The organism is Burkholderia sp. AU16482, from assembly GCF_002223285.1.
Taxonomy (GTDB): domain Bacteria; phylum Pseudomonadota; class Gammaproteobacteria; order Burkholderiales; family Burkholderiaceae; genus Burkholderia; species Burkholderia semiarida.
Genome location: NZ_NKEY01000006.1, coordinates 1,812,696 through 1,839,228, shown reverse-complemented (window position 1 = coordinate 1,839,228; position 26,533 = coordinate 1,812,696). Strand labels below are relative to the sequence as shown.

Here is a 26,533-nt window from a genome sequence, read left to right as displayed (position 1 = left end):
GCGCGAATCAGTCGACCGTCGACGAGGTCGACGCGTGCGTGCGGCCACGCACGGCCGCCGCCGTATCGCGCACGCGGATCGCCGCCCGCATGCCCGACAGCTTCAGTTCGGTTTCCTGATATTCGTTGGCCGGCTCGGAATCGGCGACGATGCCGCAGCCCGCGAACAACCGGCACGCGCCGCCCGCGACCAGTGCCGAGCGCAGCGCGACGATGAAATCGCCGTTGCCGTGCGCATCGATCCAGCCGATCGGCGCCGCATACCAGCCGCGATCGAAGCCTTCGTGCGCACGGATGTGGTCGAGCGCCGGTGCACGCGGATGGCCGGCGACCGCGGGCGTCGGGTGCAGCGCGGCGACGACCTGCAGCAGCGTCGCATCCGGATTCAGCGTCGCGCGGATCGGCGTGCTCAGGTGCTGCAGCTTCGGCAGCCGGTGCAGCGACGGTCGATCGGGCACGTCGAGCGCGCGCGACAGCGGCCCGAGCGCGGCGCGGATGGCGTCGACGACGAGCGCGTGTTCGAGCCGCTCCTTCGCCGAAGCCATCAGTGCGGCGCCGAGCGCACGATCGTCGTCGGGCGTCGCGCCGCGCCGGATCGTGCCGGCCAGCGCATGCGTGCGCACGTCGCCGGCCGCGACACGCGCGAGCCGTTCCGGCGTGGCGCCGACGAAGCACGCCCCTTCGCGACGGACCGCGAACAGATGCGCATGCGGGTCGCGCCGCCGCAGACGGCGCAGCAGCGGCGCGATCGCGACCGGCCGCGCGTACTGCTCGAGCACGTCGCGCGCGAGCACGACCTTGCCGAATGCGCCGTCGTGGATCGCGTCCACCGCGCGACGGACTTCGTGCTGCCATTCGCTCGCCTGCAGCGCCTGCGTGTGCAGCAGTTGCGGCGCCTCGTCTTCCGCGGCCGGCGCAAGGGCGCCGAGCGAGTCGATCCGTGCAAGACACGCATGCGCGAGCGCGGCCGGATCGTCGTGGGCGGAGACGACCTGCTGGCAGACGGCCCAGTGCGCATCGCCTTCGCGCACGATCAGCAGCTTCGCGAGCGTCATGCTCGCATCGGCAAACGGCGACCAGTGCGCGCTGCGCGGGCCCCGCGAATCGAACCGGAAGCCGCCGACGAGCCGCGGCGGCTGCGGGCCGGCCGTGACCGCGTCGCGCACGAGCGTGCGCCAGCGCGCGTCGATCTGCGCGAAGCGCGTGTCGCCGGCGGCGCTCAGTTCGACTGCGCAGTCCCAGCCGAACAGCGTGACGGACGCATCGCCGGCTTCGTGGAAGCACCACGGCGTGACGCCGTCGTCCCACGCGGCGATCAGGTCGAAGAAGTCGAGCGCGCGCAGCGGCACCGAGACCGACGCCAGCGTCGGCGTGCCGGTGGCGGCGGCGCGGCGGGCCGCCCGCGCGAACGTGTCGTGCAGCAGCGGAAGGCCGGCGGTCATGCGAGCCCCCGCTGTTGTCGCCAGTATCGGGTTTGCTGCGCGATGTACCACGCGATGAGCTGGGCGAACAGCTTCTCGACGTAGTCGGCGTCGAGGCCGGCCTGTTCGGCCCAGCGGCGCCGGTCGGGCAGCATCGCGGCCACCCGCTCCGGCGCGGCGATGCTCGCCTCGTCCGGCTTGAAGCGCGACGCGGCTTTTACGTACTGCATGCGCCGGCCGAGCGCGTCGATGATGTCGGCGTCCAGGCGATCGATCGCTTCGCGAATGTCGGGCAGCCCCGTGCAGGCGTCCGGTGTTTTCATGTGTACTCCTTTCCGTAACGAAGGGACTGGTCGATCCGTTCGACCAGATGGGCGATCACCGCCGGGTATTGGTGCCGCAGGTAGAAGTGGTCGCCGTCGAACGTCGCGACGCGGATCGGGCGCGTCGCGACGTCCTGCCACGCATGCGCCTCGTCGCTGTCGAGCTCGGTATCGGCGAGCGGCAGCATCACGCCGAGCGGCGCATCGATGCGCGGCGGACGCTCGCGCCGATACGTTTCGATCGCGCGGTAGTCGTCGCGGATCATCGGCAGGTAGATCGCGCGCATTTCCGGGTCGGCGAGCAGCGCGGCGTGCTCGCCGGACAGCCGGGCGACGTCGCCGATGAGCGCGTCGTCGGATTGCAGGTGCAGATCCGACGGGCGCTGGCGATGCGGCGGCGGCAGCGCGGAAACAGCCACGTAAAGCGGCGCGGCGCCGCGCGCCTCGAGCCGCACCGCGACCTCGTACGCGAGCGCGGCGCCGAGGCTGTGCCCGAACAGCACGAGCGGCGCGTGTGCATGGCGTTGCAGCGCGTCGGCGGCGGGGCCGGCGAGCGCGTCGATCGAGTGCAGGCACGGCTCGCCGAAGCGTTCCTCGCGGCCCGGATACTGCAGCGCGAGCAGATCGACGTCCCACGGCAGCGCCCGGCTCCAGCCGCGAAAGAAATTCGCGGTGCCGCCCGCGTGCGGAAAGCAGACGAGCTGCGCGCGCGGGCACGGCGACAGCCGCAACTCGCGAATCCAGTTCGACTCGGTCGGGCGCGCGCTCATGCGGCCGCCGCCTGCAACTGGCGGCGCAACAGGTCGCGCAGCGATTTCTTGCTGGTCTTGCCGATGCCGGTTTCCGGAAAGCGCGGCATGAATTCGATGCGATCGGGGATCTTGAAGGCCGCGAGCCCACAGTCGCGCAGGTAGCGTTTCAGCATCAGTCTGGACGGAGCAGGCGCGCGTGCGACGACGAACGCGCAGGTCCGCTCGCCGAGCATCGGGTCGGGCATCGCGACGACCGCCGCGTCGTGCACCTGCGGATGCGCGAGCAGCAGGTTCTCCACTTCCTCGGCCGAGACCTTCTCGCCGCCGCGGTTGATCTGATCCTTGTCGCGGCCTTCGACGACGAGGTCGCCGTCCGCGGTGCGCCGCACGCGGTCGCCGCTGCGGTAGAAGCCGTCGGCCGTGAACGCCGTCGCGTCGTGCTCCGCGAGCCGATAGTAGCCGCGGATCGTGTACGGGCCGCGTACCTGCAGTTCGCCGATTTCGCCGGGCGCGACCGGTGCGCCGGCTTCGTCGACGATGCGCACTTCGTCGCCTTCGGAGACGGGGCGGCCCTGGGTGCGCGCGATGCGCTCGGGCGTATCGTCGAGCCGCGTGCAGCAGATGAGCCCTTCGGCCATGCCCAACACCTGCTGCAATCGACAGCCGAGCACGGGCGTCACGCGTGCGGCCGCGTGGTCCATCAGCCGGGCGCCGCCGACCTGCAGCACGCGCAGGCTCGACAGGTCGGCCTGCCGTTGCGGCTGCTCGTCGAGCCACAGCAGCGCGAGCGGCGGCACGAGCGCGGTATGCGTGACGCGTTCCTGCGCGATCAGCGCGAAGCTCTGGTCGGGCTCGGGCCGGGAGGTCGTCACGACCCGGCCGCCCGCGAGCAGCGCGCCGATCGTGCCGGGGCAGCACAGCGTGAAGTTGTGCGCCATCGGCAGCGCGGCGAGGTAGACGGTGTCGGCATCGACACCGCTCGCGGCGCTGCACGCGCGCACGTTGTACAGGTACTCGCGATGGCGGCGCGGAATCAGCTTCGGCGTGCCGGTCGTGCCGCCCGACAACTGGAAGCACGCGATGTCGTCGGCGCGCGCCGCGCAGGCGTGCACGGGTGGCGCGTCGTACAGCGCGTCGAACGACGTGAATGCGTGATCGTCGCCGGCCATCACGACGTGCTCGAGCGTCGGGCAGTCGGCCTGCAAGGCGGCCGCCAGCGGCTGGCAGTCGAAATCGCCGAGTCGCGACGCGCCGAGGTAAGCACGCGCACTGGCGAAGCGGCAGAACGCGCCGATCTCGTAGTGACGGTGGGCCGGCAGCGCGAGCACCGGCCGCACGCCGAGCTGGAACAGCGCGAAGCAGGTCTCGATGAAGCGCGCGCCGTTCGGCAACTGGACGACGACCGCGTCGCCGCGCGTGAGGCCGAGCCGTGCGAGGCCGCCCGCGAGGCGGCGGATGCGCGCCAGCAGATCGCGATAGCGCAGGCGGCGCGCGCCGTCGACGATGGCGAGCGCGTCGGGATGGCGCCGCGCGCACGCGTCGAGCGCGTCGAAGAACGTCGTGTCCTGCCAGTAGCCGGCGTCGCGATAGCGGCGCGCGAAGTCGTCGGGCCAGTCGGGCGCGTCGGCCGGCACGGCCGCCGCCAGGGAGGAAGGGGAGGGTTGCATGCGCTGACCTTGGGTTCCGGCAAGTTGTCAGAAAATGTAAATGAGAGGTATTATCATTTGGAACGGGTGCTGCGATAGCGCCGTTTCTTTCGATATCGCGGCAATTTCGTTCGATCAGGCGCCGGTCGCGCGGCGCCCGGCCAATCCGGCCGGACAATCGGCCGGCTGCCGGTGCGTGCCGGTCCGCGCGTGCCGCCTAACCAACGGACCTCCGATGAGATCGACCTCCTTCGCTTCGTCACGACGTCACCCGCCGGTGCTCGTGCCCGGCAATCACCCGGGCGTGGTGCACATCGACGCGGGCATGAAACTCATGAGCGGCACGCTGTGCTCGGATAGCCGCGACTGGTACGAGGAGCCGCTCGAAAAAGGGCTGAAGCTCGTCCTCGTGCAGAGCGGGCAGTTGCGCTGCCGCGTGCCGGGCCAGCCCGAGCAATGCATCAAGGGGCCGGGCCTGTGCGTGATCGCCAACGACGGCGAATTCACGACGCACCAGATCTACGACCGCGACGTGCCGCTGCGCTACACGATCGTGCAGCTCGGCCTCGATGCGCTCGACCGCAACCTGAGCCTGCTGCCGGAGAAGCTGCTCGCGCCGACGGGCGGCGATCCGCGCATCGTCAGTTGCCCGGCGTCGAAGGCGCTGCAGGCGCTCGCCGTGCAGATCGCCACCTGTCCGTTCGAGGGGGCCGTGCGCGAGTACTACCTGAAGGCGAAGGCGTTCGAGCTGACCGCGCTGAGCGCGCAGTTGCTGGCCACGCAGCGGCAGTCCGCACCGGCCGACGTGCGCGTCACGTCGTCGGATGTCGAGCGCGTGTACGCGGCGAGCGACATCCTGACGCGCGAGCTCCAGCATCCGCCGACGCTCGACGCGCTCGCGGCGCGCGTCGGGATGAATTCGCGCAAGCTGACGGCCGGTTTCCGCAAGGTGTTCGGCACGAGCGTGTACGCGTATCTGCAGGAATACCGGCTGCGGACCGCGCACGCGATGCTGTGTGCGGAGGATGCGAACGTATCGACCGTCGCGTACCGCGTCGGCTACAGCCCCGCGCATTTCTCGATCGCGTTCCGCAAGCGCTACGGCATTTCGCCGAGCGATATTCGCGTGTCGTCGAACGCGATCGACCACGAGGAACTGGCGGGCGCGGCGATCTAAAACAACTGACCGGCAGCCTAAAGGAATCGACCCGGCGCATGGGTGTTAATGAGATAGATTCTCATTCACAGGTGGCCGCCGCCGCGCGGAGCCGCCGCCGAACGATCCATACAAGGCGTGCCCATGAGCCAGACCGTTGTCGATTCCACGACCGACCATTCCGATCCTTCCTGTTGTTCTCCTACTGATTTTCGCGCGCGGCTCGTTGCGCTGATCGCCGAGCTGCTCGACGAATCCGTCGATGAAATCGCGTCGCTCGACGACGACGAGGACCTGCTGAGCTGCGGCCTCGATTCGATCCGGCTGATGTATCTGCAGACGCGCTTGAACCGGCTCGGCCATGCGCTGACGTTCGATGCGCTCGCGCGCACGCCGACGCTCGGCGCGTGGGCCGCGTTGCTCACGAGTGCGCCGCCTGTCGCTCGGGCCGCTCGAGCCGCTCGGGCGGAGGCCGTCGTCGCTGCCGAAGCGGTCGACGTGCACGCGCCGTTCGAGTTGTCCGCGGTGCAGCAGGCGTACTGGCTCGGCCGCGGCGACGGCGAAGTGCTCGGCAACGTGAGCTGTCACGCGTTTCTCGAATTCCGCAGCCGCGCGATCGATCCCGTTCGTCTCGACATCGCATGCCGGCGCGTGCGCGAGCGTCATCCGATGCTGCGCGCGCGTTTCGACGGCGGCCGCCAGCAGATCCTCGCCGAGTCGAATGCGCCGGTGTTCGCGCATGCGGACTGGCGCGACCGGACGGCGGCCGATGCGCAGGCCGAATGGGTGTCGCTGCGTGCGTTCCGGTCGCACGAATGCCTCGACGTCGAGCACGCGCAAGTGTTCATGATGGGACTCGTGCAGATGCCCGGCGGCGAGGATCGTGTGTGGCTCAGTGTCGATCTGCTCGCGGCCGACGTCGACAGCGTGCGGCTGCTGATGCAGGAGATCGGCGTCGCGTATGCCGAGCCGTCGGCGCTGCCCGCCGCGCCGTCGACGTGGTTCCCGGCCTGGCTCGCGCGTCGCGCGGCCGAAACGCGCGATGCACGCGCCGCGGCGCGCGACGCGTGGCAGGCGCGGCTCGCGACGTTGCCGGAAGGGCCCGCGCTGCCGCTCGCCCGTGCGCCGGAAACGATCCGCGCGCCGCGTTTCAGCCGCGTCGCACATACGCTGAGCACGGACGAGCTCACGCGCCTGCAGGCGCGCGCCGCGCAGCACGGCGTCACGCTGTCGTCGGTGTTCGGCGCGGCGTTCGCGGCCGTGCTCGCGCGCTGGAGCGGCCGACAGGCATTCCTGCTCAACGTGCCGCTGTTCGACCGGCACGGCGATGCGCCCGACCTGGGCCGCGTGATCGCCGATTTCACGACGCTGTTGCTCGTCGAATGCGACGTGCGCGCCGATGCGAGCGCGGCCGATACGGTGCGTGCGTTTCAGCAGCGGCTGCATGGTGCGATCGCGCACGCCGCGTATCCGGCGCTCGACGTGCTGCGCGATGCGCGTCGGCAGGGCATGCCGCGCGCGGCGCCCGTCGTGTTCTCGTGCAACCTCGGCGACGAATCGTTCGTGCCCGACGCGTTCGCGCAGGTATTCGGCGATCTGCACGACATGATTTCGCAGACGCCGCAGGTATGGCTCGACCATCAGCTCTATCGCGTGCCCGGCGGCGCGCTGCTCGCGTGGGACAGCGTCGACGGCCTGTTCCCGGACGGGATGATCGACGCGATGTTCGGCGCGTATGTCGCGTTCGTGCAGGCGCTGTGCGATCGCGACTGGCGGTGGCCGATCGCGGTCGAGCTGCCGTCCGCGCAGCGGCGCGTGCGCGATACGCTCAACGCGTTGCCGGCCCGCGGCCGCGCGCGCACGCTGCATCACGATTTCTTCGCGCTGGCCGCGCGCGAGCCGGCCGCCGTGGCCCTGCGATGCGGCGACCGCGCGGTGACGCGCGGCGAACTGGCCGCGCAGGCGCTCGCGGTCGCGGGCGGGTTGCGGGCGGCCGGAGTCGGGCACGGCGATGCCGTCGAGATCAGCCTGCCGCGCGGGCCCGCGCAGGTCGCGGCCGTGTTCGGCGTGCTGGCGGCCGGCGCGTGCTACGTGCCGCTCGACGTCGCGCAGCCGGTCGCGCGCAAGGCGCTGATCGAGCGCGCGGCAGGCGTGAAAGCGGCGATCGGAGACATCGCATGCGCGGACGGGCCGCTGCCGCATGTCGGCATCGCCGCGTTGCTGCGGCATGCACCGCTGGCCGCGCCGCTCGCGGTCGCGCCGCAGGCGACGGCCTACGTGATCTACACGTCCGGTTCGACCGGCGTGCCGAAGGGCGTCGAGATGACGCACGCGGCGGCGATCAACACGATCGATGCGATCGACGCGCTGCTCGGCGTGAGCGCGGGCGACCGGCTGCTCGCGGTATCGGCGCTCGATTTCGATCTGTCGGTGTACGACCTGTTCGGCGCACTCGGGGCGGGCGCCGAACTCGTGCTGCCGACGCAGGACGAAGCGCGCGATGCGGCGCGCTGGATCGAGCTGATCGCGCAGCACCGCGTGACGCTGTGGAACTCGGCGCCCGCGCTGCTGGAAATGGCGCTGGCCGTGCCGGCGGCGAGCGACGCGTGCCGCAGCGTGCGCGCGGCGCTGCTGTCCGGCGACTGGATCGCGCTCGACCTGCCGGCGCGGCTGCGCGAGCGCTGCGGCGATGCCTGTGCGTTCCACGCGCTCGGCGGCGCGACCGAGGCCGGCATCTGGTCCAACGTGCAGACGGTGCACGACGTGCCGCCGCACTGGCGTTCGATTCCGTACGGCCGGCCCTTGCCGGGGCAGGCGTATCGCGTCGTGGATGCCGACGGGCGCGATGCGCCCGATTACGTGCCGGGCGAATTGCTGATCGGCGGCGACAGTCTCGCGCGCGGCTACCGGAACGATCCCGAGCTGACCGCGCAGCGCTTCGTGCAACACGCGTCGGGGCGCTGGTATCGCACCGGCGATCGCGGCCGCTACTGGCCGGACGGGACGCTCGAATTCCTCGGGCGCGAGGATCGGCAGGTGAAGGTGCGCGGGCACCGGATCGAACTTGGCGAGATCGAGGCGGCGCTGGCCGCGCATCCGCTGATCGACGGCGCGTGCGCGAGCGTCGTCCACGGCGAGGCCGCGCGCATCGTCGCGGCGTTCGTGCCGGCCGATCGCGCGGCAGCGGACACGGCGCCGTCATCGCTCGTCGAGGCCGGCATGGCCGACACGATGCCGGCGGAAGCGGCCGTCGCGCGTGCCGTCGCCGGCCGGCTGCTCGATGATGGCGCGGGCCTGCCGCCGTCGCTGCGTGCGCACTGGCACGCAAACGGCGACGCATCGATGGCCATCGACGCGGCGCTCGATCGGCTCGACTGGCAGGCAACCGATCTCGACGAGCTGACGGCCGCGCTGCGCGCGCTCGCCGCCGATCCGGATACCGCCGCGCAGCGCGTGCCGCTGGACCCGTGCGTGGCGCCGCTCGCGTTCGCGACGCGTTTGCCGGACGGCGCCCGCGCGTTGCGCGCGTTCGCCGCCGCGCTGGATGCGCAGGCCGCGGCACACGCAGGGGCATTGCGCGTCGCGGTGCTCGATGCGCGCGCGGGCCAGGCGCTCGATGCGGGGCTCGGCGTGCTCGACGATCCGCGTTTCGACGTGACGCTGTTCGACGTGTCGCCGGGCCTGCTGCACGACGCCCGGGCGCGCTTCACGCGAACGCTGCCTGCGCTTCAGACGATGCAGGATGGCTTGCTGCCCGCCCGTCATCTCGGCGCATTCGATTGCGTGATCAGTTTCGCGGCAGCGCACCTGCGCGACGATCCGCGCGACACGTTCCGGATCGCGGCCGCGTTGCTCGCACGGGACGGCCGCCTGCTGCTCGCCGACGTGCTGCGCGATTCGCCGCTGCGCGAACTCGTCGCGGGCGTCGTGGGCGATGCGTCGCCGCCGCGGCCGTTCGCCCACGACGCGCTCGCGGCGGCCGCGCACGCATGCGGCTTTGCGGTCGATGCGCGGAGCTGGCGCTCGGCTGCGTTCGCGTGCATCGATGCGCGCCGGACCGGCGAGCCGACCGCGCAGGCGGCGCTGGCCGACTGGCTGCGCGACCGGTTGCCCGACGCGATGCGCCCCGATGCGCTGTGGTGGGCGCCGCGCTGGCCGCTGAACGCGAACGGCAAGATCGATCGCCGGGCGGTGGGGGACGCGCTCGCGCGCGCACTCGGCGACGCACCGGCCGCGCACGATGCGTTCGTGCCGGCCGATGATCGGCACGCGACATTGCTCGCCTGCTGGGAGCAGGCGCTCGGCCGCGCGGCGAACGCGCGTGACGCGACGTTCTTCTCGCTCGGCGGCGACAGCCTGCTCGCGACACGGCTGCTCGCGCAACTGCGCGAGCGGCTCGGCGTGCGGATCGGGATGGCCGCGTTCTACCGGCAGCCGACGCTCGCCGGTCTCGCGGCGCAGCTCGACGCACTGACGCCTGCGGCGCCTGCCGATGGCGACGCATCGTTCGCGACGATCGAGGAGGGCGTGCTGTGAGCTTCGACGACGTGCTCGATCTCTGCCGCGAACGGCAGATCGAACTGTGGTGCGACGACGGCGGCCAGTTGCGCTATCGCGCGCCGGCCGGCGCGCTCGACGCGGATCTCGCCGCGCGCATCAAGGCCGAACGCGATGCGTTCGTCCGTTTCCTTCAGGGCGGCGCGTGGCGCAGCGATCCGGCGCGCCAGTACGAACGGTTTGCGCTGACGCCGGTACAGGCCGCGTACGTGCTCGGCCGGCACGAATCATTCGACTTCGGCGGCAGCGCCTGCCATCTGTACGTCGAATACGACGAACCGAAGGGTCTCGACTGCGTGCGTTTCGAAGCCGCGTGGAATGCGTGCGTCGCCCGCCATCCGATGCTGCGCGCGATCGTCGAGGACAACGCATGGCAGCGCGTGCTGCCCGACGTGCCGTGGCAGCCGCTCACCGTGCACGACCTGCGCGACGCCGACGCGAACGCATTCGACGCCCACCTGAACCGCGTGCGCGAGCGCCTCGACCATGCGGTGCACGCGCTCGACCGCTGGCCGGTGCTGCAGCCGGAAGTGAGCGTCGGGCCGGACGGTGCGGTGCTGCACCTGTCCGTGGATTTCACGCTGATCGACTACGCGAGCCTGCAGTTGCTGCTCGCCGAATGGCGGCGTCGTTACGACGATCCGCAATGGCAACCGGCGCCGCTCGACGCGACGTTCCGCGACTATGTGATGCATGAAGCGCAGGCCGCGACGCGTGCCGACCATGCACGCGACAAGGCGTGGTGGCTCGCCCGGCTCGACGATCTGCCCGCACGTCCCGATCTGCCGATCGTGCCCGCGCTGCGCGCCGACGGGCGGCCGCGCTTCACGCATCGGCATGCGCGGCTCGATCGCGCGCAATGGGCCGCGCTGAGCAGCCATGCGAGCCGTTTCGGGCTGAGCGCGGCGAGCGTCGCGCTGGCCGCGTTCGCCGAGGTCGTCGGCCGCTGGAGCCAGGCGCCGGCGTTCTGCCTGAACCTGACGGTGCTGAACCGTCCGCCCGTGCATCCGCGCATCGATGCGGTGCTCGGCGATTTCACCGCATTGAGCCTGCTCGCCGTCGACGCGACGCACGGGCGCGATTTCGTCGAGCGTGCCCGCGCGATCGGCGCGCGGATGTTCGACGATCTCGACCATCGCGCGTTCACCGGCGTCGATGTGATGCGCGAACTCGCGCGGCGGCGCGGCAAGGATGCGGCGCTGATGCCGGTGGTGTTCACGAGCGGAATCGGCAGCGTCGGGCGCCTGCTCGGCGAGCACGCGGCGCGCGCCGAACCGCCGCGCTACATGATCAGCCAGACGCCGCAGGTGTGGCTCGACTGCCAGGTGACCGACCAGTTCGGCGGGCTGGAAATCGGCTGGGACGTGCGCGACGACCTGTTTCCGCACGGCATGCCGTCCGCGATGTTCGACGCGTATGTCGCGCTGCTGGGCCGGCTGGCCGACGATGCCGAATGGTGGTCGCGCGCGGGCGACATCGTATTGCCGTCCGCCGCGCCCGTCGCCGACGTGCATCCGGACGCCGATACGCATCTCGCGGCCGGGTTCGCCGCGCAGGCGCTGCGCACGCCGGATGCGCCGGTCGTGATCGATGCGCGGGGCGCACGCACGTACCGCGAGGTCGCGCAACATGCGGCGGCGCTGCGCGGCGCGCTCGAACGGGCCGGCGTCGGCGTGGGCGATACCGTCGCGGTGCTGATGCCGAAGTGCGCGCACCAGCTCGCGGCCGTGCTCGCGATCGTCCAGGCGGGCGCCGCGTACGTCCCGGTCGACAGCCGCCAGCCGGCGCTGCGGCAGCAGGCGATCCTGCGCAATGCGCGGGTGCGCGCGGTCGTCAGCGTGCAGGCGCTGGCGTTCGAACACGACGGTTGCGTACGCATCGATATCGATGCATTGCCGATCGATCCGCAATGGCCGCCGCGCGCCGCGCGCGACGTTGCCCCCGATGCGTTGGCCTACGTGATCTACACGTCGGGCTCCACCGGCGAGCCGAAGGGCGTGATGCTGAGCCACGCGGCGGTGTGCAACACGCTCGCCGACATCAACGCGCGGCATGCGGTCGGCGCGGGCGATGTGGTGCTGGGCCTGGCCGAACTGAGCTTCGACTTGTCCGTGTACGACTTTTTCGGCGCGACCGCGCGCGGGGCGTGCGTCGTGCTGCCCGACCCGGCGCGCGGCAACGATCCGTCGCACTGGGCCGAGTTGATGGCGCGCCATCGCGTGACGGTATGGAACTCGGTGCCGGCACAGGGGCAGATGCTGATCGACTACCTCGAAGGCGAGCCGGCGCTCGACGTGCCGGGCCCGCGCCGCGTGCTGTGGTCGGGCGACTGGATTCCGGTGACGCTGCCGGCCCGCTGGTGGCGCCGCTGGCCCGACAGCGCGCTGTTCAGCCTCGGCGGCGCGACCGAGGCGTCGATCTGGTCGATCGAGCATCCGATCGGTCCGAACGACACACGGCTCGCGAGCATTCCGTACGGCCGCGCGCTGACCGGGCAGACGATGGAAGTGCTCGACGCACTTGGCCGGCCGTGTCCGCCCGGCGTGCGCGGGGAGATCCACATTGGCGGCGTCGGGCTCGCGACGGGCTACGCGAACGATCCCGTGCGCACGGCCGAACGGTTCATCCGTCATCCGGACGGGCGCCGGCTTTATCGCACCGGCGACCTCGGGCGCGTGCGGGCCGATGGCTCGCTCGAATTCCTCGGCCGCCAGGACGATCAGGTGAAGATCCGCGGCTACCGGATCGAGCTGGCCGAGATCGACGCGGCGCTGACCGCGCATCCGCTCGTCGGCGCGGCCGCGACGATCGTGCTCGGCGACGGCGCGGAGCGCCGGCTCGCGAGCTTCGTGTCGCTGCACGGCGCGGACGCGCCTCCGTCGGCGCAGGACGATGCGCTGCACGAGATCGCGACGCATGCGCGTGCGGCATTCGACACGGCACGCTGGCCCGCGCAGGCGGACGTGTCGCGTTCGGTCGGGCAACTCGAAACGGCGTGCGTGGCGTCGCTCGCCGCGTGGATCGTGCCGGCTGGCGGCCTGACGGCCGACGGCTCGACCGGCTTCGCGACGCTGTGCGAGCGGCTGCGTGTGCCGGCGGCGCGACGGCATCTGCTGCGCCACTGGCTCGCGATGCTGGTCGCGCACGGCGTGCTGGACGCGGACGGCGAAGACGGCTGGCGCATGCGGCCCGATGCCGGCGTCGTCGACGCGCTCGCATGCTGGGATGCATTCGCGCAGCACGCATCGCCCGATCTGTGGCCTGCCGTTCTCGTCGATTATTTCCGCACCAGCGCGGGATGCCTCGATGCGCAGATCGACGGCAGCGTATCGCCGGCCGGCCTGATGTTCCCGGAAGGCGCCGCGCATATCGCCGAAGCGATGTACAGGGACGGCGAGCACGCCCGCGCGCTGCATCGCGGGATGGCGCAGGCCGTGCGGGCGGTCGTCGCGCGCGAGCCTCGGCGCGCGTGGCGCATCCTCGAAATCGGCGCGGGCACGGCCGCCGCGACGCGGGCGATCGTCGATGCGCTCGCGCCGCTCGTCGAAGCCGGCACGCGCATCGATTACCTGTTCAGCGACGTGTCGAGCTACTTCCTCGCGGCCGCGCGCGAGCGTTTCGCCGCGTATCCGTGGATGCGCTTCGTGCGCTTCGACATGAACGCGCGATGCGACGCGCAGGGCATCGCGCCGCATTCGGTCGATATGACGATCAGCTCCGGCGCGCTGAACAATGCGCGCGACACGGTCGCGCTGATCGCCGGCTTGCGCGCGCTGTCGGCGCCTGACGCGTGGTGGGTGATCCAGGAGCTGACGGCCGAGCATCCGGAAATCAGCATCAGCCAGGCGCTGATGATGGAGACGCCGGACGACGCGCGGGCCGCATCCGCGCGGTTGTTCGTGCCGCACGCGCAGTGGCTCGAATGGCTGCAGGCGGAGGCAGGCGATCGCGCGCTCGGTTGCGTCGCGCCCGGCACGCCGCTCGCCGCGCTCGGCTACGACATCCTGCTGGCGCATGTGAAGCGCGGCGCGGCGCGCCTCGCGCCGGATACGCTGCTGGCGTTCGTGGCCGAGCGCGTGCCGGGCTACATGGTGCCGTCGCAACTGCGCGTGCTCGAACGTTTGCCGGTGACCGCGAACGGCAAGATCGACCGCCGCACGCTGGCCGGCATCGCCGACATCCGAGAACCGGCGCCGGCCGTGGCCCGACCGGCGCCCACACAGGCGGCCGATCCGCTGTTGGCGCGGCTGATCGGCCTGTGGGAAACCGTGCTCGATACGCGCAACGTCTCGCCGGATCAGGACTTCTTCGCCGCGGGGGGCGATTCGCTGCTGATCGCGCAGCTCGTGTCGAGGCTGCGCGGCGAGGAACCGCTCGCGCACGCGCATCCGTTCGACCGGCTGCTGCGCTGGGTGCTCGCGCAGCCGACGCCGGCCGCGTTCGCGCAATGCCTGCGCGACGCGAGCGCGCAGCCGGCGGGCGCGATGCCGACGGCCGCGCGCGCCGCCTCGCGCACGCCGCCTGCATCGGCGGTCGTCCATGCGCCGGCGCCGCGCGTGCGCGCGGCGGTGCGCCCGATTCCGCTCGCGCCCGGCGACGGCGTGCCGCGCGTGATCGTGCACGAAGGGCTCGGCACCGTGCATGCGTATCGTCCGGTGCTTCCCGCGCTCGCGCGGCTCGGCCCGGTGCTCGGCTTCGCGGTGCGCGACGCGCAGGACTACCTCGACCTGCCGGTGCGCCACCTGAACGCGACGCTGGGCCGGCGCTACGCGGATGCGCTGTGGCGCAGCGGCGTGCGCAAGGTCGACGTGCTCGGCTATTGCTCGGGCGGGCTGGTCGCGCTCGAAATGGCGAAGTCGCTGGTGCAGCTCGGCGTCGCGGTGCGCACGCTCGACATCGTGTCGAGCTACCGGATTCCGTACCTGATCGAGGACGAACGGCTCGTGCTGTTCAACTTCGCGGCGACGCTCGGGCTGCCGCTCGATGCGCTCGGCTTCCCGGAAACGTACGTGCTGGCCGACGCGCTCGCCGACGCGTTGAAGGCCGACCCCGCGCGGCTCGCGCCCGGCAGCCTGCAGGCGCAGCTCGAGATCTTCGGCGATTGCTGCGAGCCGGTCGATGCGCTGCGTCGCCGCGTGCTGCGCGCGGCGGCCGGCCTGTCGATGCAGGACGAACTCGCGCATCCGCTGCTCGACGAGCGCGAACGGCTTTACCGGCTCTTCATGCATTCGGTGCAGGCGTGCCACTGGGCCGGCGACGCGCCGTATGCCGGCGCGCTGCGGCTGTTCGTGCCGGAGCGCTGCAACCCGCTGATTCCGCAGCAGCGCGCGGCGCTCACCGATTACTGGACGGCGCAGGCGCTCGGCGGCATCACGGCCGTCGATATCCCCGGCGGTCATTTCGACTGCCTGAACGCCGCGTTCGTCGACACGCACCTGAAGGAGGCACGATGAAGGTCCATCCGCTGCCGGTCGTCGTGGCCGGCTCCCGTTTCGGCCAGTTCTATGCGGCGGGCCTCGCGGCGTCCGGTTCGTATCGCGTCGCCGGCATTCTCGGGCGGGGCAGCGCGCGCACCGCGGCGTTGGCCGCGCGCGTCGGCGCGCCGGTGTTCGACCGCGTCGAAGCGCTGCCCGACGACGTGCGCGTCGCCTGCGTCGCCGTCGGCGGCGCGGCGCGCGGCGAGCAAGGCGCCGCGCTCGCGTGCCGGCTGCTCGAACGCGGGATCGACGTCGTGATCGAGCATCCGCTGCTGCCCGACGAATGGGACGGCGTGCTGCGCACCGCGTCGCGCCAGGGCCGCCGCTGCCTGCTCAACAGCTTCTATCCGAACCTGCCGGTCGTCGCGCGCTTCATCGCGGTCGCGCGACGGCTGCGCGAGACGAGCGCGCCCGTGCATGCGGATGTGGCGTGCTCGGTGCAGGCGAGCTACGCGGCGCTCGACGTGCTCGCGGCCGCGTTGCAGGGTGTCGGGCCGTGGTCGGTCGAACCGATCGGGCCGGCGCTGTCGTCGATGCGCGAATGCGCGATGGTGCTCGCCGAAACGCCGGTGTTGCTGCGCGTGCACAACGAAATGGCAGCGGCCGACGACGGCCGGATGAGCCTGTTGTTCAGCATCACGCTGACGACCGACGCCGGCACCTGGACGCTCGCGTCGCCGCACGGCCCGCTGTGGTGGGCGCCCGCGCTGCGCGAGCCGGCGACCGACGAGGACGGCCTCTTTCCGATCTTCGGCGAGCTGGCCGGCGACACCATGCCCAGCATCCAGATCTGCGACGACGCGCAGGATACGTGGGGCGAGATTCACGCGCGAAGCTGGCCGCAGGCCGCCGTGCGTGCGGTCGATCGGCTCGTGTCCGGCGAAGGGCTGCATGCGTGCAACCAGCGCGGCATCGACGTGGCGCGCGTCTGGCAGCAGTTGACCGCGCAACTCGGTTTTCCGGAGCAGCCGCCGGGCGATGCGCGCGCCGCGACGCTCGGCATGCTGCTGGAGCGGGCCGCATGAACGGGCCGCTGCTTTCGATGTTGCGGCCGTTCGCGGCGCCGCTCGTCGCCGCGGTGGCGTTGCAGGCGCTGGCCGGCATCGCGTCGCTCGTGCCGTGGCTCGCGCTCGCGCATCTCGCCGACGCATGGCGCGTCGCGACACGGCTCGACGCGGCCGGGCGCGTGTGGCTCGTCGCCGCCGTGGCGGCCGGCGCGTGTTGGCTGGGCGGCCAGACGGTCGCGCTGCACCTGACGCACCGCGTCGACGCCGATCTCGGCGACCGTCTGCGCAAGCGCCTCGCCGATCATCTGCAACGTTTGCCGCTGGGCTGGTTCGCGCGCGCGGGCAGCGACCGCGTCGCGCGCCACGTCGATCAGGACGTGCGCGCGCTGCATCAGCTCGTCGCGCATGCGCCGGCCGATCTCACGCAGCTCGTCGTCGTGCCGTGCGCGGCGTTCGCGTGCCTGCTTTACCTGAATCCCGTGCTGCTCGCGTTCGCGCTCGCGCCGCTCGCCGCCGGTGCGGCGCTGTTCCGCTGGATGCGTTCGGCGCGATTCGCGCCGGCCTTCGCGGCGCGCAACGCGGCGCTCGAACGATTGATGGGTGACTACGCGCAGCTCGCGCAGAATCCGGCGCTCGTGCGGCAGTATCCGGGCGCCGGCATCGAGGCGGCCGCGCTGGCGTCGGCCGGGCATTTCTCGCACGCGTTCTCGGCGTGGGTCGGCCGCATCGGCGGGCTCGGCGCCTGCACGCAGGTGCTGCTCGGCACGCCGTTCCTGCTTGCGTGGGTCGTGTTCGGCGCGACGTGGCTGACGGCCGGGCAGTTGCCGGTCGGCACGCTGTGCGCGTTCGCGCTGCTGGTCTGGGCCATCGCGGCGCCGGTGCGCGCGCTCGGTCATGGCGCCGATGCGTTGCGCGAGGCGCGCGCGGCCGCCGCGCGGCTCGACGCGTTGCTCGCGCAGCCGGGCCTGCAGGAACCCGCCGACAGCGCGGCGCAGGTGCCGCGCGATGCGTCGATCGAACTGCGCGGCGTGCAGGTCGACATCGACGGCGAGCCGATCCTGCGCGACATCGATGCGACGATCGCGGCCGGCACGACCACGGCGATCGTCGGGCCGTCGGGCGCGGGCAAGAGCACGCTGCTGATACTGCTCGCGCGCTTCATGGATCCGGATCGCGGCACGGTGCGGCTCGGCGGCGCCGATCTGCGGCGGCTCACATCGCAGACGCGTCGCGAACAGGTTGCGATGGTGTTCCAGCAAGCGACGGCGCTCGACGATGTGTCGATTGCCGCGAACATCGCGCTGTACCGGCCCGATGCCGATCGCGACGCGATTCGCGCCGCCGCGCGCGCGGCCTGTCTCGACGCGCGCATCGACGCATTGCCGGGCGGCTACGACTGCGTGTGCGGGCGCGACGTGCGCCTGTCCGGCGGCGAACTGCAGCGGCTGTCGATCGCGCGTGCGCTGCTGTCGCGCGCGCCGTTGCTGCTGCTCGACGAACCGGCGTCGGCGCTCGATCCGCAAACCGGGCGCGCGTTGCGCAACGCGCTGCGCGCCGACACGCGCACGCGCGTGATCGTCAGCCACGATCTCGATGCGATCCGGCACGCGGACCAGATTCTCGTGATGGAACGCGGCCGCATCGTCGAACGCGGTACGCATGCGGCGCTGCTCGCCGCGCACGGGCTGTATGCGCGGCTCTGGCGCGAACGCGGCGCCGCAGGCGGGGAGGCCGCACGATGATGCAGTCGCTCGAACGTTTGCAGTGCCTGCCGCGCGACACGCGCCGCGCGCTGTGGCGCGGCGTGGGCTGGGCGCTGGCCGCCGCGTTGCTCGACGGCGCGTGCGGGCTGCTGCTCGTGCCGCTGATCCGCGCGTGGTTTGCCGGCGCGCAGGCGGCCGCGCTGCACTGGACGGCCGTGCTCGGCGCGCTGACGCTGTGCCATGCGCTCGTGCTGTACGTCGCGCAGCTTCGCGGCTATCGCGCGGGCGGCGCGCTGGCCGTCGGCCTCGTCGAACGCCTCGTGCAGCACCTGCCGCGCGTCGCGTCGTGGCAGACCGTGCGCGACAGTCATCCGGCCGGGTTATTGCGTGGGCCGGTGATGCAGGCGATGGCGATTCCCGCGCATCTGCTCGGGCCGTTGATCGGCGCGGTCGTCACGCCGCTCGCGGTGGTCGCGGGGCTCGCGTGGATCGACTGGCGCATCGCGCTGTGCCTCGGGGCGGCGGCCGGGCTGCTGTTCGCGCTGCTGGAGCGTGGCGGCGCCCGCACGCTCGCGTTCGAACAGGCGCGCGCCGCCGGCGATCGCGACATGGCCGTGCAGCTTCAGATCTTCGCCGCGCATCAGGGATTGCTGCGCTTCGCGGGCCGGGACGGCGACGCGCGCGCGGCGCTGCAGCGCGCGCTCGACGAACGGCATCGCCGCACGCGCGCGCTGATGCGGCGCTCGCTGCCGATCGAACTCGGCTTCGCGGGCGCGGTGCAGGGCGTGTTCGTCGCGATGCTGGTCGGCGGCGCGTGGGCCGTCGCGGCCGGCCGGCTCGACGCGGCGACGGCCGTGGCGGTGCTCGTGCTGCTCGTGCGCTTCATCGAGCCGCTCGCGCAGCTCACGCAGCTCGACCAGGCATTGCGCGGCGGCTGGCGCGCGCTCGACACCGTGCTCGCGGTGCTGCATGCACCGCGTTTCGACAGCCCCGAGCGCGGCACGCCGGTACACGATGCGAGCGTCGATGCGGTGCGTGTCGGCTATCGGTCGGTCGGCGGCGCGACGCTGCTCGACGGGATCGACCTGCATTGTCCGGCGGGCGGCTTCGTTGCGATTGTCGGCCCCACGGGCGCGGGCAAGAGCACGCTGCTCGGCCTGCTCGCGCGGCTCGACGATCCGTGCGCCGGGCGCGTGCTGCTCGGCCGTTCGGACGTGCGGCACCTGAGCGAGGCGACGCTCGCCGCGACGCGCAACCTCGTATTCCAGGACAACGGGCTGTTTCGCGGCAGCCTCGCGTGGAACGTGCGGATGGGGCGGCCGGATGCGACCGATGCTCAGCTGCGCGCCGCGCTGGACGCGGTCGGCCTGCTGCGCGACGCCGAGCGCCTGCCGGACGGCCTCGACACCGACGTGGGGCCGGGCGGCCAGTTGCTGTCGGGCGGGCAGCGCCAGCGGGCGTGCCTCGCGCGGGCGCTGCTCGCGCGGGCGCCGGTGCTGATGTTCGACGAGCCGACCGCGAGCCTCGACGAACTGAGCGCGCGGCGCGTGCGCGACAGTCTCGTCGCGCTGCGCGGGCAGCGCACGCGCATCGTCGTCACGCACCAGCCGGCGCTCGCGGCGGCCGCCGACACGATCGTCGTGCTCGACGCGGGCCGCATCCGGGCGACCGGCACGCATGCGCAACTGATCGAGACCGATGCGTGGTACGCGACGTTCGCCCGCGCCGGCCAGCCGCCCGACGGGGCGCCGCCCGCCGGCCGGGGCGAGGAAACCCGTCCGGCCGAATCCGAACAGTGACGTGAACAATGCGGGCCGCCGTGCCCGGAATCGATAGGAAAAGCCCCTCGATCGAAAAATCGCCTGCCGGTTCTAATTGATAATGAGAATGATTATCAAATACGGGGGCGTGAATGCGGTACGAGGTACGGGAACCTGGGAGATCGATGATGAAGGGCGCGCGTGTCGCCCGTTTCGGGCGCTGGCGTCCGTCGCTGTATCTCGGCCTGCTGATCGCCGCGCACCCGGCGGCCGCGTTCGCCGATGCGGCGCCGGCGGGCGGCGCGGAAGTTCGCAAGGAGGAGGCGGGCGCCGCGCCGCCCGCTGCGGGCGAGCTGAAGGCGATTGCGGTGAACGCGTCGCGGGGCGTGGCCGACGATCCGTCGGTGGCGACAGTCGGCAAGATGCCGCTCGCGCTGCGCGAGATTCCGCAGTCGGTCAGTGTGACCACGCGCGAGCGGATCGACCAGCAGAACCTGTTCTCGCTCGACGAGGTGATGCAGCAGTCGGCCGGCGTGACCGTTCAGCCTTACGTGCTGCTCACCACCGCGTACTTCGTTCGCGGCTTCAAGGTCGATTCGTTCGAATTCGACGGCGTGCCGGTCGTGATCGGCGACATGGCGAGCGCGCCGCAGGACATCTCGGTGTACGAGCGCGTGGAAATCCTGCGCGGCGCGAACGGGCTGCTGCACGGCTCGGGCAATCCGGCCGCGACCGTCAACCTCGTGCGCAAGCGTCCGCAATACCAGTTCTCCGCGCATGCGACCGCGAGCGTCGGCAGTTGGGACCGCTATCGCGCGGAAGCCGACATCGGCGGCCCGCTCAATGCGGCCGGCACCGTGCGCAGCCGGCTCGTCGCCGCGTACGAGGATCGCCACTTCTTCTACGACCACGCGAAGCAGGACACGCGTTCGATCTACGGCGTCACCGAAGTCGACGTGACGCGCGACACGCTGCTCACGTTCGGCGCGCAGTACCAGACGACGTCGTCGGTGCCCGACATGTCCGGCGTGCCGATGGCGCGCGACGGGTCGAGCCTCGGCCTGTCGCGCTCGACGTTCCTCGACACCGCGTGGGGCCGCTTCAACTGGGACACGACGCGCGCGTTCGCGTCGGTCGAACAGAAGCTCGGCGCCGGCTGGAAGGCGAAGGTCAGCGGCGAATACCAGAGCGTGCGCTCGGACCTGAAGTACGCGGGTTCGTTCGGGGCGATCGATCCGGCGACGGGCGCCGGCGGCCGGCTGACCGGCGCCGCGTACCGGTTCAGCAGCTACAGCCGCAGCGTCGATGCGAACGTGCAGGGCCCCGTGCATGCGTTCGGGCTCACGCACGACCTGCTGTTCGGCATCACGTATGCGAACAGCAGCAGCGGGCAGATGACGGCGCCGCTGCTCGGCAACGTGGCCGGCACGCCGGTGAACGTGTACCGCTGGAACCCGAGCAGCGTGCCCGAGCCCGGCATCGGGCCGTACCAGCAGTCGCAGCAGAACGACATTTCGCAGAAGGGCGTCTACGGGCTCGGCCGCATCAAGCTCGCGGAACCGGTGACGCTCGTGCTCGGCGGCCGGATGAGCTGGTGGAACCAGGACAGTCTCGGCGCGCACTACAACACCGGCCACCAGTTCACGCCGTACGGCGGGCTGATCTGGGATTTCGCGCGCGACTGGTCGTGGTACGCGAGCTATGCGGAGGTGTTTCAGCCGCAGACCAAGTCGATGTGGGGCGGCGGCATCCTGACGCCGGTGAAGGGGCGCACCTATGAAACCGGCGTGAAGGGCGAACTGGCGGGCGGCAAGCTCGACGTGTCGCTCGCGGCGTTCCGCATCGATCTCGACAACAACCCGCAGGTCGATCTCGCGCATCCGTGCGCGGGGCCGAGCTGCTATTACGTGAACGGCGGCAGCGTGCGCAGCCAGGGCTTCGAATTCGAGGCGAACGGCCGCATCACGCCGTGGTGGAGCGTATGGGCGAGCTACACGTACGACACGATGCGTTATGCGGACAACCTCGCGAACGCGGGCACGTTCGCGCCGCTGCTGAACCCGCGCCACCTGTTCCGGCTGTGGACCAACTACGACCTGCCTTGGCAGGAGCGGCGCTGGAGCATCGGCGGCGGCGTGCAGGTGCAGAGCAGTTATTCGGCGCAGGCGAACGGCGTCACGATGCGCCAGGGCGGCTACGCGCTCGCGAGCGTGCGGCTCGGCTACCGCTACGACAAGCACTGGAGCGCCGCGCTCAACGTCAACAACCTGTTCGACCGGAACTACTACCTGAGCCTGAGCCAGCCGGGCTGGAACAACCGTTACGGGGAACCGCGCAACGTGATGCTGACCGTGCGCGGCCAATTCTGATGGCGTCCGGCTGGGGCGCGCGGGCGGCGATCGCGATCGGCGGCGTGCTGCCGGGTGCGGCCGCGCTCGCGGTGACGCTGGCCCGTCATTACCCCGGCGACGGCCTGAACCGGCTCTATGCGGCCGTGTTGATGACGCTCGTGGCGAGCGTCGCCGCGCTGCTGTGGGTGCTCGTCGCTCCCGGCTGGCGGCAGGCCGCGTGGCGTGCGGGTGCGTGGCTCGCGGTGCTCGTGCCGTGCGCGGTGATCTGGGGAGGGCGCTGACATGGACGCGTCGTCGCGTTCGCGCTGGCGCGCGCTGCATCGCGGCGCCGGCGCGCTGTTCGGCGTGGTGCTGTTCGTCGTGCTGTTCAGCGGCACCTGGAGTCTCGCGTTCGATTCGATGCAGGGCTGGTGGCGGCCGCCATCGGTCGCCGTCGCACGGCCGACGCTGCCGCTCGATGCGCTCGTCGCGCGCGCGGCGGCGCTCGGCGTGGCGTTGCGCGACGCGCGCATCGTGCTGCCGCGGCCGGACGATCCGGCCATCCGCTTCTGCGACGCGCGCCAGACATGCACGCTCGCGCTCGATCCGGCGACCGGCGCGCCGCTGCCCGATACGGGGCGGGCGACCGTGATCGTCACGCTGCACAAGACGTTGTTCGCCGGTTTCCCCGGGCGCATCTTCGTCAGCCTGTGGGGCATCGTGCTGCTCGTGCTCATCGTCGCGGGCGTCGTCGTGCATCGCAAGCGCTGGCCCGACGCGGCGCGCATCCGGCGCGGCAACGGCTTGCGCGTCGCGCTGTTCGACCTGCACGCGTGGATCGGCCTGTGGGGAATGCCGTGGCTCGTGCTGTTCGCGTTCACCGGCGCGTTGTCGGGGCTCGGCGCGCTCGGCACGGTGTCGCTCGCGGGCATCGCGTATCCGGGGCAGCCGCAGCGTGCGTTCGCGGAACTGCTCGGCGGCCCGCCGCCCGTCGAGGCCGGCGGCCCGTGGCGGCATGCGCCCGATCTCGATGCGCTGTTGCGGCGCGACGCGGCGCGCCGGCCGGATTTCCGGCCCGAAGCCGTCGTGCTGCATCGCTGGGGCGATGCGAATGCGCGCGTCGAGATCGCCGGCACGCGCGCGGGCCTGCCGAGCACGGCCGTGTTCGAGCGCCACCTGTACCGCGCGACGGACGGGCAATGGCTCGCCGATGCGACGTCGCGCGGCCGCGGCTTCTGGCTGCGCGCGTTCATCGCGGTACAGCCGCTGCATTTCGCGCAATACGGCTGGGTCGGTGCGGCCGGTGGAGTGCTGCGCGTGCTGCATTTCCTGATGGGGCTCGCCGCGTGCGCGCTGTGCGCGACGGGGCTGCATCTGTGGATCGAGCGGCGGCGCGCGCAGCGCGATCGCTCGGCGCACGTGCTGGCTGCCGCCGCGGTCGGTGTGTGCGGCGGGCTCGTGCTCGCCGGCGGCGCGCTGCTGTTCGCCGGCCGTGCGTTGCCCGACGGCGTGCACGTCGATCATGCGCTCGCGCTGCTGTTCTGGGCCGTGTGGGGCGGCGCGATTGCGCTCGCCGCGTGTGTCGCCGATCGCGCGGCATGGCTGCGTGTGCTGATGCGTGCGGCCGGCGCCGCCTACGCGCTCGCCGGCGCGACCCATTGCGCGCTCGCGCTGCTGGGCGTGGGCAGACTCGTGTACTGGCCGATCGACCTGGCGCTCGTCGCATTCGGCGCGTTGCTGCTGCGGGCGGCGCGCCGTCCGCGGCGCGACGCGATGCAGCCGGCGCGCATGCCGGCCGGCGCCGAACCTTTTTAACCTCATGCAACTGGAGACTCCGATGCGCGATATGCTCGAACATCGCCGCCTGGTCATCACGATCACGCTGCTGTACCTGTCACAGGGCATCCCGATCGGCATCGCGATGGACGCGATGCCGACGCTGCTGCGCCACGACGGCGCGCCGCTTCACGCACTCGCGTTCCTGCCGCTCGTCGGCCTGCCGTGGGTCGTGAAATTCCTGTGGGCGCCGGTCGTCGACAACCGCTGGTCGCCCCGCATCGGCCGCCGGCGCAGCTGGATGCTGCCGATGCAGACGATCGTCGTGCTGTGTCTCGTCAGCCTCGCGCAGATCGGGATGACGGTCGCGACGGCGGGCTGGGCGGTCGGGCTGCTGGCCGTCGCGTCGTTCGCGAGCGCGACGCAGGACATCGCGAACGACGGCATGGCCGCCGAGCATTTCAGCGGCGACGCGCTCGCGAGGATCAACGCGATCCAGATCGCGGGCGTGATGATCGGCTTCTTCGGCGGCGGCGCGGGCACGTTGACGCTGATCGGCCTGTTCGGCCAGTCAACCGCGTTTCTCGCGCTGGCGGCCGTCCCGCTCGCGAGCCTCGTCTGCGTGCTGTGGCTCTTGCCGCGCGACGCGGATCGTGCCCGCGCCCGGCCCGAACACGCGGCGAGCCTCGTGCGCTTCGCGAAGCGGCCGCGCTCGTGGTCGCTGCTGTCGCTCGCGCTGCTGTCGGCGATGACGGCCGTATCGGGCTTCGGCCTGTCGAAGCTGTTCCTCAACGACGCGGGCTGGTCGCTCGACGCGATCGGCAAACTCGGGATGGCCGGCGGTGTCGTGACGGTCGTGCTCGGATGCGGCGGCGGCGCGTGGCTCGTCAGGGCGCTCGGCCTGTGGCGCGCGTTTACGGCCGGCGTGAGCTGCGCGGGCGCGGCGGCGCTGCTGTGGTTCGCGCAGGCGAGCGGGTGGCTGCCGGTGTCGCCGTCGTGGGCATGGCTCTGCACGGTGCTCGGCTCGCTGGCGACGGGCATCACGTCCGTGTCGATCATGACGGCCGGCATGCGCTTCGCGGGCGGCAGCGATCAGGCCGGCACCGACGTGACGGCCGTGCAGAGCACGCGCGATCTCGGCGAGCTGATCGCGTCGTCGACGATCCTGTCGCTGACCGCGAAGGTCGGTTATACGGGCGGGTTTCTCACCGGCGTCGCGCTGGCGGTGCTGGCGGCGCTGATCGCGATGAAGCTGCGGCGGCGCGAGGCCGCGTATGCGATGAAGGGGGACGATGCGCTGGTGTCGTGACGGCTGCGCGGCCGGCGCACGGTGCGGGGTGCGGGGTGCGCACCGTGCCGTAGTGCGCCACATCGCGTGTGGCTCAAGCGCGGCTCAAGCGCCGCGCCGCCAGCAATGCGATGACGAGCAGCACCGCGACATACGCGGCGACACCCGCCCACGCGCCGTGTTGCCAGAACGCGCCGCCGACCGAGCCGAGCACGCTCGACCCGACATAGTAGGCGAGCAGATACAGCGAAGCCGCATGCCCCTTCGCGGCGCCCGCGAGCGCGCCGACCCAGCCGCTCGCCACCGAATGGGCGACGAAGAAGCCGATCGTCACGAGCACGATGCCGACGACGATCGCGACGAGCGAATGCGACAGCGTCAGCGCGAGGCCCGCCGCGAACACGACGATGCCGCTCACCAGCACCGGCGCGCGCCCGAGGCGATCGGCGAGCGCGCCGGCGCTCGATGACGACACCATGCCGAACAGGTACGCGCCGAAGATCAGCCCGCACGCGGTCGGGCTCAGGTTGAACGGCGCGGCCATGAGCCGGAATCCGGCGTAGTTGTAGATCGTCACGAACGCGCCCATCACGAGGAAGCCGATCGAGAACACGAACGGCAGGCGTGCGTGGCGCAATTGCGCGTGCCACAGCCGCAGGTGGTGACGCAGCGTCAGGTCGGTGCGCTTCACGAAGCGTCGCGACGCCGGCAGCAGCATCACGAATGCGAGCGCCGCGAGCAGATCGACGACGCCGATCGACAGCATCGCCGTACGCCACGAGAAGTGCTCCTCGAGCGCGCTCATCCCGATCCGTCCGATCATGCCGCCGAACGCGGTGCCGCCGACATAGAGCCCCATCGACAGGCCGAGCCCGTCGGCGGCGATTTCTTCCGCGAGATAGGCCATCGCCACCGCCGGCACGCCGCCGAGCGCGAAGCCTTCGAGCGCACGACAGAGCAGCAGCAGGTGCCAGCTCGGCGACCACGCGGCGAGCAGGTTGAACAGCGCGGCCAGCGTCATCGACGCGAACATCAGCCCGCGCCGCCCGACCCGTTCGGACAGCGCGCCCGCGCACAGGATCGACACCGCGAGCATTCCGGTCGACAGCGATAGCGACAGCGAACTCGACGCCGCGCCGACGTTGAACTCGCGTGCAAAGGCGGGAAGCAGCGGCTGCACGCAGTACAGCAGCGAGAAAGTGGCAAAGCCGGCGAGGAACAGCGCGAACGCGATGCGCTTGTACGCGGCCGAGCGCGGGGATACGCCGGCCGGCAGCGCATCGGGCGTGGTGTTCTGCGTGCCGGGCATGGAGCGGGAAATCGAAGCGGAGGACATGA

The 26,533-nt window shown here is 71.7% G+C and carries 15 protein-coding genes; 10 read left to right on the top strand and 5 right to left on the bottom strand.

The features are described 5' to 3' along the window. Positions 1 to 7 precede the first annotated feature (7 nt). From CFB35_RS25535 to CFB35_RS25520, 4 genes are read right to left on the bottom strand one after another with little or no spacing between them, the layout of a single operon-like run. The gene (locus CFB35_RS25535) at positions 8 to 1,441 is read right to left on the bottom strand and encodes an isochorismate synthase (RefSeq protein WP_059584465.1); all 1,434 of its coding nucleotides are present in this window, start codon (positions 1,439 to 1,441) and stop codon (positions 8 to 10) included. Further along, positions 1,438 to 1,743 carry an isochorismate lyase gene (locus tag CFB35_RS25530; protein WP_059584467.1) on the bottom strand — a complete coding sequence of 102 codons (306 nt, stop codon included), beginning with the start codon at positions 1,741 to 1,743 and terminating at the stop codon, positions 1,438 to 1,440. Before CFB35_RS25530 ends, CFB35_RS25535 begins: the two co-directional genes overlap by 4 nt. Beyond that, the gene (locus tag CFB35_RS25525) at positions 1,740 to 2,513 is read right to left on the bottom strand and encodes a thioesterase II family protein (RefSeq protein ID WP_059584469.1); all 774 of its coding nucleotides are present in this window, start codon (positions 2,511 to 2,513) and stop codon (positions 1,740 to 1,742) included. The genes CFB35_RS25530 and CFB35_RS25525 overlap by 4 nt, the downstream gene beginning before the upstream one ends. Beyond that, a complete protein-coding gene (locus tag CFB35_RS25520; RefSeq protein WP_059584472.1) occupies positions 2,510 to 4,162 on the bottom strand; it encodes a (2,3-dihydroxybenzoyl)adenylate synthase in 1,653 nt (550 codons plus the stop codon). Before CFB35_RS25520 ends, CFB35_RS25525 begins: the two co-directional genes overlap by 4 nt. Positions 4,163 to 4,376: 214 nt before the next feature. Here CFB35_RS25520 and CFB35_RS25515 point away from each other — a divergent pair, with 214 nt between their 5' ends. From CFB35_RS25515 to CFB35_RS25470, 10 genes are all read left to right on the top strand, one after another. Further along, a complete protein-coding gene (locus tag CFB35_RS25515; RefSeq protein WP_059584474.1) occupies positions 4,377 to 5,318 on the top strand; it encodes a helix-turn-helix transcriptional regulator in 942 nt (313 codons plus the stop codon). A 123-nt stretch (positions 5,319 to 5,441) separates the two neighbouring features. Then, positions 5,442 to 9,833: a non-ribosomal peptide synthetase gene (locus tag CFB35_RS25510; protein ID WP_089465721.1), complete on the top strand. Its 4,392-nt coding sequence runs from the start codon at positions 5,442 to 5,444 to the stop codon at positions 9,831 to 9,833. Further along, complete coding sequence (locus tag CFB35_RS25505) at positions 9,830 to 15,307, top strand: non-ribosomal peptide synthetase (protein WP_089465720.1); 5,478 nt, start codon at positions 9,830 to 9,832, stop codon at positions 15,305 to 15,307. Before CFB35_RS25510 ends, CFB35_RS25505 begins: the two co-directional genes overlap by 4 nt. Then, positions 15,304 to 16,356, top strand: coding sequence for a Gfo/Idh/MocA family oxidoreductase (locus CFB35_RS25500; RefSeq protein WP_089465719.1), 1,053 nt, complete (start codon positions 15,304 to 15,306; stop codon positions 16,354 to 16,356). The genes CFB35_RS25505 and CFB35_RS25500 overlap by 4 nt, the downstream gene beginning before the upstream one ends. Continuing rightward, complete coding sequence (locus CFB35_RS25495) at positions 16,353 to 18,080, top strand: ABC transporter ATP-binding protein (protein ID WP_089465718.1); 1,728 nt, start codon at positions 16,353 to 16,355, stop codon at positions 18,078 to 18,080. The genes CFB35_RS25500 and CFB35_RS25495 overlap by 4 nt, the downstream gene beginning before the upstream one ends. Continuing rightward, complete coding sequence (locus CFB35_RS25490; RefSeq protein WP_059584483.1) at positions 18,077 to 19,840, top strand: ABC transporter ATP-binding protein; 1,764 nt, start codon at positions 18,077 to 18,079, stop codon at positions 19,838 to 19,840. The genes CFB35_RS25495 and CFB35_RS25490 overlap by 4 nt, the downstream gene beginning before the upstream one ends. 146 nt (positions 19,841 to 19,986) lie before the next feature. Beyond that, on the top strand, positions 19,987 to 22,170 hold the full coding sequence (locus CFB35_RS25485; protein ID WP_218828261.1) for a TonB-dependent siderophore receptor: 2,184 nt from the start codon (positions 19,987 to 19,989) through the stop codon (positions 22,168 to 22,170). Beyond that, positions 22,170 to 22,433 carry a hypothetical protein gene (locus CFB35_RS25480; protein ID WP_059640820.1) on the top strand — a complete coding sequence of 88 codons (264 nt, stop codon included), beginning with the start codon at positions 22,170 to 22,172 and terminating at the stop codon, positions 22,431 to 22,433. Before CFB35_RS25485 ends, CFB35_RS25480 begins: the two co-directional genes overlap by 1 nt. Position 22,434: 1 nt before the next feature. Further along, a complete protein-coding gene (locus CFB35_RS25475; protein ID WP_089465716.1) occupies positions 22,435 to 23,946 on the top strand; it encodes a PepSY domain-containing protein in 1,512 nt (503 codons plus the stop codon). Positions 23,947 to 23,968: 22 nt separating this feature from the next. Continuing rightward, positions 23,969 to 25,216 (top strand): RhtX/FptX family siderophore transporter, encoded by a 1,248-nt coding sequence (locus CFB35_RS25470; protein ID WP_060011880.1) that lies wholly within the window; start codon positions 23,969 to 23,971, stop codon positions 25,214 to 25,216. A 73-nt stretch (positions 25,217 to 25,289) separates the two neighbouring features. Here CFB35_RS25470 and CFB35_RS25465 read toward each other — a convergent pair whose 3' ends face one another. Further along, positions 25,290 to 26,531: an MFS transporter gene (locus tag CFB35_RS25465; protein ID WP_060011878.1), complete on the bottom strand. Its 1,242-nt coding sequence runs from the start codon at positions 26,529 to 26,531 to the stop codon at positions 25,290 to 25,292. Positions 26,532 to 26,533 lie beyond the last annotated feature (2 nt).